The organism is Gluconobacter sp. P1D12_c, assembly GCF_018812105.1.
Taxonomy (GTDB): domain Bacteria; phylum Pseudomonadota; class Alphaproteobacteria; order Acetobacterales; family Acetobacteraceae; genus Gluconobacter; species Gluconobacter oxydans_A.
In genome coordinates, this window is record NZ_JACSIQ010000438.1 from 1 (window position 1) to 462 (window position 462).

Annotated in this window: 1 protein-coding gene; it reads right to left on the bottom strand. The window is 49.1% G+C overall.

The window, feature by feature from the left end:
* On the bottom strand, window positions 1-462 hold a 462-nt coding region (locus KP705_RS17555; RefSeq protein WP_215765209.1), incomplete at both ends, for a hypothetical protein.

Genomic DNA, 462 nt, shown 5'->3' on the forward strand with positions numbered 1-462 from the left:
CATCTGCTTAGCTAATCCAGACAGCAAACCCACCTTGAAAAAGGTGCCATCCTGCTTCTTACGCCTAGACGGAATCCCCAGACCTTCAAGCCTGTCAGCAATGCGATCAGATTGAAGCCTTATGGCCTCATCCCTGCCAATGCGTTCAAGATGTTTAAACACATCAACCTTGTTCCCACTGTTGCGACGAAGAAGCTCATAAAAACCTATCCGAGAAGATGACTCACACCCATTCTCAGACGGTCCTGCATCAAAAATCTCTCCGCGTGATTCCTTCGCTTCCTTAACCTCTGGAACGTATTCTAAACCACCAGCAGGAAGCCTGAAGCGTCGCCTGTCTTCCTGTTCCGAACGACACGCAAAACGCAGATTCTCATCAGCAGAATAATCCCGAGCTATAAGCCCAAGGTGCTTGCAGTCAGCAGATATCAGCCAGCAGATATCATCAACAGACCACCCCAG